7 protein-coding genes are annotated in these 6,747 nt (G+C 57.6%); 4 read left to right on the top strand and 3 right to left on the bottom strand.

Going from position 1 to position 6,747, the window contains the following annotated elements; translation table 11 throughout:
- Positions 1-621, bottom strand: coding sequence for a 30S ribosomal protein S4 (gene rpsD / locus RGAI101_RS16140; RefSeq protein ID WP_008226718.1), 621 nt, complete (start codon positions 619-621; stop codon positions 1-3).
- 219 nt (positions 622-840) lie between these two features.
- On the opposite strand from rpsD, the gene RGAI101_RS16135 reads away from it, so the two are divergent.
- Positions 841-1,611, top strand: coding sequence for an SDR family oxidoreductase (locus RGAI101_RS16135; RefSeq protein ID WP_008229049.1), 771 nt, complete (start codon positions 841-843; stop codon positions 1,609-1,611).
- Between the two features lie 99 nt (positions 1,612-1,710).
- On the opposite strand, the gene RGAI101_RS16130 is transcribed toward RGAI101_RS16135, so the two are convergent.
- Together RGAI101_RS16130 and RGAI101_RS16125 are read right to left on the bottom strand one after the other, a co-directional pair.
- Complete coding sequence (locus RGAI101_RS16130; protein ID WP_008228950.1) at positions 1,711-2,865, bottom strand: NADH:flavin oxidoreductase/NADH oxidase; 1,155 nt, start codon at positions 2,863-2,865, stop codon at positions 1,711-1,713.
- Between the two features lie 84 nt (positions 2,866-2,949).
- Positions 2,950-3,525 carry a DNA-3-methyladenine glycosylase I gene (locus tag RGAI101_RS16125; protein WP_037229724.1) on the bottom strand — a complete coding sequence of 192 codons (576 nt, stop codon included), beginning with the start codon at positions 3,523-3,525 and terminating at the stop codon, positions 2,950-2,952.
- Positions 3,526-3,656: 131 nt separating this feature from the next.
- Here RGAI101_RS16125 and RGAI101_RS16120 point away from each other — a divergent pair, with 131 nt between their 5' ends.
- The 3 genes from RGAI101_RS16120 (at position 3,657) to phbB (ending at position 6,683) form a co-directional block, all read left to right on the top strand.
- Positions 3,657-4,514, top strand: a complete 858-nt coding sequence (locus RGAI101_RS16120) for an EAL domain-containing protein (RefSeq protein ID WP_008227907.1) — start codon at positions 3,657-3,659, stop codon at positions 4,512-4,514.
- Positions 4,515-4,620: 106 nt separating this feature from the next.
- A complete protein-coding gene (locus tag RGAI101_RS16115; protein ID WP_008228639.1) occupies positions 4,621-5,796 on the top strand; it encodes an acetyl-CoA C-acetyltransferase in 1,176 nt (391 codons plus the stop codon).
- A gap of 164 nt (positions 5,797-5,960) precedes the next feature.
- The gene (gene phbB / locus RGAI101_RS16110; protein WP_008227839.1) at positions 5,961-6,683 is read left to right on the top strand and encodes an acetoacetyl-CoA reductase; all 723 of its coding nucleotides are present in this window, start codon (positions 5,961-5,963) and stop codon (positions 6,681-6,683) included.
- Positions 6,684-6,747: the final 64 nt, after the last annotated feature.

Here is a 6,747-nt window from a genome sequence, read left to right as displayed (position 1 = left end):
TTAGTTCTTCGCGTAGAATTCGACCACGAGGTTTGGTTCCATAACAACAGGGTACGGCACGTCGCCCAACGCAGGCGTGCGCACGAATGTCGCTGTCATTTTGGAGTGATCGACTTCCATGTAGTCAGGAACGTCACGCTCTGGCAGTTGTGTGGCTTCCAGCAAGGCTGCCATCTGCTTGGAACGGTCACGTACTTCGATCACGTCACCTTCTTTCACGCGGTAGGAAGGGATGTTGACCTTCTTGCCGTTAACCTTGACGTGGCCGTGGTTCACGAACTGGCGCGCGGCAAATACTGTCGCAACGAACTTGGCACGGTACACGACCGCGTCCAAACGACGCTCGAGCAGACCGATCAGGTTTTCACCTGTATCGCCTTTTACACGCTCGGCTTCGCCGTAGATGCGGCGGAACTGCTTTTCGGTCAGGTCGCCGTAGTAGCCCTTGAGCTTCTGCTTGGCGCGCAGCTGGATACCGAAGTCGGAAATTTTGCCCTTGCGGCGCTGACCGTGCTGGCCGGGGCCATATTCACGACGGTTTACTGGGGATTTAGGACGGCCCCAGATGTTTTCGCCCATGCGGCGGTCAATTTTGTGTTTGGCAGCGGTGCGTTTGGTCACGGCTGTTCTCCTTCATAAGGCCCTTGCGGGCGGTAAAGGGCGTTGTCCTCTGGCATAAAGCCCGACAGGGATCCCTTTGCAGGGTCCACCAACACCAATGAAGCCGCGCTTATACGAGGGTGATGCGGGGAGTCAATGCGCGAATGCCGGGGACTGGACAGAAACGGACATCTGTGAACTTCTCGGGTCGAATGCATTGGATATGAGGGGGGAAATACGATGGGAACGCTTACAGGAAAGATCGCGTGGGTGACAGGTGCCGGCGGGGGGATCGGCGAAGCGTCCGCCAAGGCGCTCGCGGCCAGCGGGGCGCATGTTGTCTTGTCCGGCCGCCGTCTGGAAGAACTCGACCGCGTCGTGGCAGAGATCAGCGCCGCCGGAGGCAAGGCCGAAGCTGCGCAGCTTGATGTTGTGGATGCGCAGGCGACGCAGGCGATTGCAGACGACATCATCGCGCGCCTTGGGGGCATCGATATCTTCATGGCAAATGCAGGTATCAACGTGCCCAACCGTTCGGTCGCCGCGATTACGCCAACGGATTTCGCCAAGGTGGTCGATATCAATCTGAACGGCGTGATGAACGGGGTGTTGGCCGTCTTGCCACAGATGCGCACCAAGGGCGCAGGGACGCTGATTTTGACGTCGTCCTGGGCGGGGCGGCATCCGTCGCGTCTGACGGGTCCCGCATATACCGCGTCAAAACATGCTGTTGTGGCGCTAAGCCATTCGATCAATCAGGACGAAGGCGTCAACGGCATTCGCTGCACGGCGCTGATGCCCGGCGAAGTTGCCACCCCTATCATGCAATCACGGCCCAAGCCCCCGTCGGACGAAGACCTTGGCAAAATGCTGCAAGCCGACGATCTGGGGGCAATGGTGCGCTACATCGCCGAGGCCCCTGCCCATGTCTGCATCAACGAGGTGCTGATCAGCCCGACATGGAATCGAAGCTTTGTCGGGGTGGCCGAACTGGGCGGGATGAAGCTGTGATTCAGAAAGGCCGATTTGACGTCGCATCGCGGTAAAGGAATGCCCCCCGATCAATGTCACAATTCGCACATTGATCGGGGCCGCTGAACGGCACAAGAGTCAGTCAGCAGTGTCAGGATTGTAAAAATCAGAGGTTTTTTGCCGTCCTGCCAACCACCAGCCTGACTGTTCGGGCCATGTCTCAAACAGCGGGTCAGCCCCAAGCGCTTGTGCCGCGTGCAGCGCCCACATCGGATCAACAAGGGCTTCCCTGCCGATGGCGATCAGGTCTGCGCGCCCTTGGGCCAGGATATCTTCGGCCTGCTTCGGATGCGTGATCAGCCCTACGGCCATCGTTGTCATGTCGACATCCTTGCGCACCCGCTCGGCATAGGCGACCTGAAAACCCGGTTGACGTTTGGCGGGGACGCTTGCCGTCGCCGACCCGGCGATGCCGCTTGATGAACAATCCATCACATCGACGCCGATAGCCTTAAGCTTACCCGCCAGAATCACAGTATCCTCCAAGGTCCAGCCTTCCGGTGTACCGTCAACGGCAGACGTGCGGAAGAACAACGGCAGATCATCGGGCCAGACGGCCCGGACCGCTTCGGTCACCTCCAGCGCCAACCGCATCCGGCCCGCCAGATCACCGCCGTATTCGTCGGTCCGCCGATTGGACAGCGGCGACAGAAAACTGTGCAGCAGATAGCCATGCGCGCCGTGAACCTCTGCGATCTTGTATCCCGCAGCCAAAGCCCGCCGGGCAGCCGACGCAAAATCCTGAACCAGCGCGTCTATCTCTTCATGCGAAAGGGCATGGGGCGCGGGCCATCCTTGGGCAACGGGCACGGGCGACGGGCCGACAGGTGTCCAGGGCATATCCCCGCGTGCAATATCGGCGTCATCCAGCGGCCCATTGCCGAACCACGGCCTTTGCATGCCCGCCTTACGACCGGCGTGACCCAGCTGGATCGCCGGAATGGCACCGTTGCGCAGGGCAAATTGCGCAATGCGCGCATGGGCCGGAATTTGGCTGTCCGTCCAGAGCCCCGGACATCCATGGGTAATCCGGCCACATTTTTGCACAGCCGTTGCCTCGGTAAAGACGATGCCCGCCCCGCCGATGGCATAGCGCCCCAGATTGACCAGATGCCAGTCGTCCATATGACCCTCATGCGCCGAATACTGGCACATCGGCGAGATCACGACGCGGTTGCGGGTCTTGAGGCTGCGCAAGGTCAGAGGTTGGAAAAGACGGGGTAAGGTGGTCATAAACGCTCCGGAATGTTGATGAACGCAACGCTACAGAGGGGACCACCAAGTAACAACGAAAAGCGCATTTTCAGCCGGTTCACCCTACCGTTCGCGCACCATCTTCTTGACCGCGTGGTGGCGATGACAACCGACAAGGTGGTCATTCACCATCCCAACTGCCTCCATGAAAGCGTAGACAATCGTGGGTCCGCAGAACTTGAAACCCTGTTTCTTGAGGTCCTTCGATATTTGCGTCGATAATGGCGTCGACGTCGGCACATCAGAATGACGCCCAAAACTGTTTTGCAGTGGTACGCCGTCGACATATTTCCATAGATAGGTGTCAAACCCTTCGCGGGCCTCGATCTGCTGCCAGACACGTGCGTTGGTGATCGTCGCTTCGATCTTGCCACGGTGGCGGATGATGCCGGGGTTTTGCAGCAAGCGGTCGACATCTGCCGCGCCCCATGTTGCGATGACATCAGGGTCAAATCCTGCGAAAGCCTCCCGGAAATTCTCGCGCTTTTTAAGGATTGTGATCCAGCTCAGCCCCGCCTGAAAGCCGTCCAGTACCAGCTTTTCCCACAATGCGCGGCTGTCATATTCCGGCACACCCCAGTCAGTGTCATGATAATCCAGATAAATCTGTTCCGGCCCAGCCCAATCGCAGCGCTCCATCAGCCCCCACATCGGGCATTTCGGTAAATGCCCTCAATTAACCAGTAATTCGCGTCAAAATTGACATTTAACGTGGTCTTATCAAAAGCTGAGGCATCAAGACAGAGGATATACACACAGGAAACTGACCCTTGAAAGAGCGCCCCAAACACCGCTTCGCCAATCTGCCCGAGGGCGGGGAGAACCCGTTGAACTATGCGGTGACCCAGCGTGACCGGTCGACCCTTGCGATGGTCACGGACGCTATTGCGCACAAGCAGACGTTGCTGGCCTATCAACCGGTGATGCGGAACGTGGCGGACGACAAGGTTGCCTTTTACGAAGGGCTGATTCGCGTCCTCGACCCAACGGGCCGCGTAATCCCCGCGCGCGAATTCATGCCCGTCGTCGAAGACACGCAGCTTGGACGCGAAATTGACGTGCTTGCCTTGCGCGCGGGCCTCATGGCGCTTGCCGACAACCCGGATCTACGTCTTTCCATCAACATGTCTGCCCGATCCATCGGCTACAAGGGCTGGACGACCATGCTGAACCGCTGGCTGAATCGCGATGCAACGATCGGCGAGCGGTTGATTCTGGAGATCAGCGAACAATCGGCGATGCAGGTGCCGGAACTTGTCGCAAATTTCATGGAGCAATTGCAGAGCAGGAGCATCTGTTTCGCACTGGACAACTTTGGGTCGGGATACACAGCGATCCGTTATTTCAAAGATCTTTACTTTGATATCCTGAAACTCGACGGACAGTTCATCCGCGGCATCTCGCGCAATCCAGACAACAGGGCATTGGTGTCCGTTATGCTCTCCATCGCTGAAAATTTCGACATGATCACGGTGGCCGAACAGGTAGAGAATGAAGAGGACTCTCGACTGCTCACATCCATGGGCGTCGACTGCCAACAGGGATTTCTATTTGGCAGTCCAACAACCCGCCCCTATTGGACGGTCAATACGCAGGAACGCAAAAAGATGACCGGCTTTTTAGCCTGATTGCCGCAGTAACAGCAATGCGGTATGACCTTTCCCAGAAGACGGGGGGATCGCGGTCTATTCGCGACACTTACGACCCCTTGTCATTACTCAAGGGGAAGAACCTATGACAAATATTGTCATCGCATCCGCAGCCCGCACAGCAGTTGGCAGCTTTAGCGGATCCTTCGTAAACACGCCTGCGCATGATTTGGGGGCCGCCGTCCTCAAAGAAATCGTGGCGCGCGCTGGCATTGATGCCTCCGAAGTGAATGAAACTATTCTGGGTCAGGTTCTGACCGCCGCCCAAGGTCAAAACCCCGCGCGTCAGGCGCATATCAACGCGGGCCTTCCCATCGAATCTGCGGCTTGGTCGATCAATCAGGTCTGTGGGTCCGGCCTGCGCGCCGTTGCCTTGGCCGCACAGCACATCCAACTGGGGGATGCCGACATCGTCGCCGCCGGTGGACAAGAAAACATGTCGATGAGCCCCCACGCCCAAAACCTGCGCGCCGGCCAGAAAATGGGTGACATGAACTTCATCGACACCATGATCAAGGACGGCCTGTGGGATGCCTTCCATGGCTATCACATGGGCCAGACTGCTGAAAATGTTGCCGAGAAATGGCAGATCAGCCGCGACATGCAGGATGAATTCGCTGTCGCATCCCAAAACAAAGCTGAAGCGGCACAGAAGGCGGGCAAGTTCGCCGACGAAATCGTCCCGTTCACCGTGAAGACCCGCAAGGGCGAGACGGTCGTCGACCAGGACGAATACATCCGCCATGGCGCGACGATGGAAGCGATGCAGAAACTGCGCCCTGCATTCACGAAAGACGGCTCTGTCACAGCGGCCAATGCCTCGGGCCTGAATGACGGTGCGGCTGCTGCGCTGTTGATGACCGCTGAAAATGCTGAAAAGCGCGGCATTACGCCACTCGCACGCATTGCATCCTATGCGACTGTCGGTCTCGACCCGACGATCATGGGCGCGGGCCCGATCTTTGCATCGCGCAAGGCGCTCGAAAAAGCTGGCTGGAAGGCCGAAGACCTTGATCTGGTCGAAGCGAACGAAGCTTTTGCCGCGCAGGCCTGTGCCGTCAACAAGGACATGGGCTGGGATCCGGCAATCGTGAATGTAAACGGTGGTGCAATCGCAATCGGTCACCCGATCGGTGCCTCGGGCGCGCGTATCCTCAACACCTTGTTGTTTGAGATGCAGCGTCGCGGTGCCAAGAAGGGCCTTGCCACGCTGTGCATCGGCGGTGGCATGGGCGTCGCCATGTGTCTTGAACGTCCCTGATAGCACCTGCACGGCACGTTTTCGCGTGCCGTGCAAAAACCTTCTTAAAAATCCCCTCTAAACTGTTGCAAGTTACATTAGCGATGCTTTAACACTTTTATACGAAATAAAATTGCGCAACGAGATGATTATATAAAATAACGTTGCTTTAAGGGAGAAAGTTTATGTCACGTGTCGCACTTGTGACCGGAGGGAGCCGAGGAATCGGTGCCGCCATTGCAGTAGCATTGAAAAACGCAGGATATACCGTCGCTGCTACCTACGCAGGCAATGATGAAGCCGCCTCGAAGTTTACCGAAGAGACCGGCATCAAGACCTACAAATGGAATGTCGCGAGTTATGAGGACTCCAAAGCCGGGATCGCAAAGGTCGAAGCAGACCTTGGCCCGGTCGATGTGGTCGTTGCCAATGCCGGCATCACACGCGACGCCCCCTTCCACAAGATGACGCCCGAGCAATGGCACGAGGTGATCGACACCAATCTCACCGGCGTTTTCAACACGGTCCATCCCGTCTGGCCCGGCATGCGTGACCGCAAATTCGGACGTGTCGTCGTGATCAGCTCGATCAACGGTCAAAAAGGTCAATTCGCGCAGGTCAACTATGCCGCGACCAAAGCCGGCGATCTTGGTATCATTAAGTCACTTGCCCAAGAAGGGGCGCGCGCAGGGATCACGGCAAACGCGATCTGCCCGGGCTACATCGCTACGGATATGGTCATGGCCGTCCCCGAGAAGGTCCGCGAATCGATCATAGCGCAGATCCCGGCGGGTCGGCTTGGCGAACCCGAGGAAATCGCACGCGCAGTCGTGTTCCTGGTCAGCGACGATGCCGGATTCATCAACGGGTCTACCATCACTGCAAATGGTGCCCAATATTTAGTCTAAACCCATCAACGGTGAAAATCATGGGGCCAGTGCATCAATGTACTGGCCTTTTTTCTGTGCAACG

Origin of the sequence: Roseobacter sp. GAI101, assembly GCF_000156335.1 — a bacterium.
Taxonomy (GTDB): domain Bacteria; phylum Pseudomonadota; class Alphaproteobacteria; order Rhodobacterales; family Rhodobacteraceae; genus Sulfitobacter.
The sequence above is the reverse complement of the archived record's forward strand: the minus strand, read 5'-3'. Positions and strand labels throughout refer to the sequence as shown.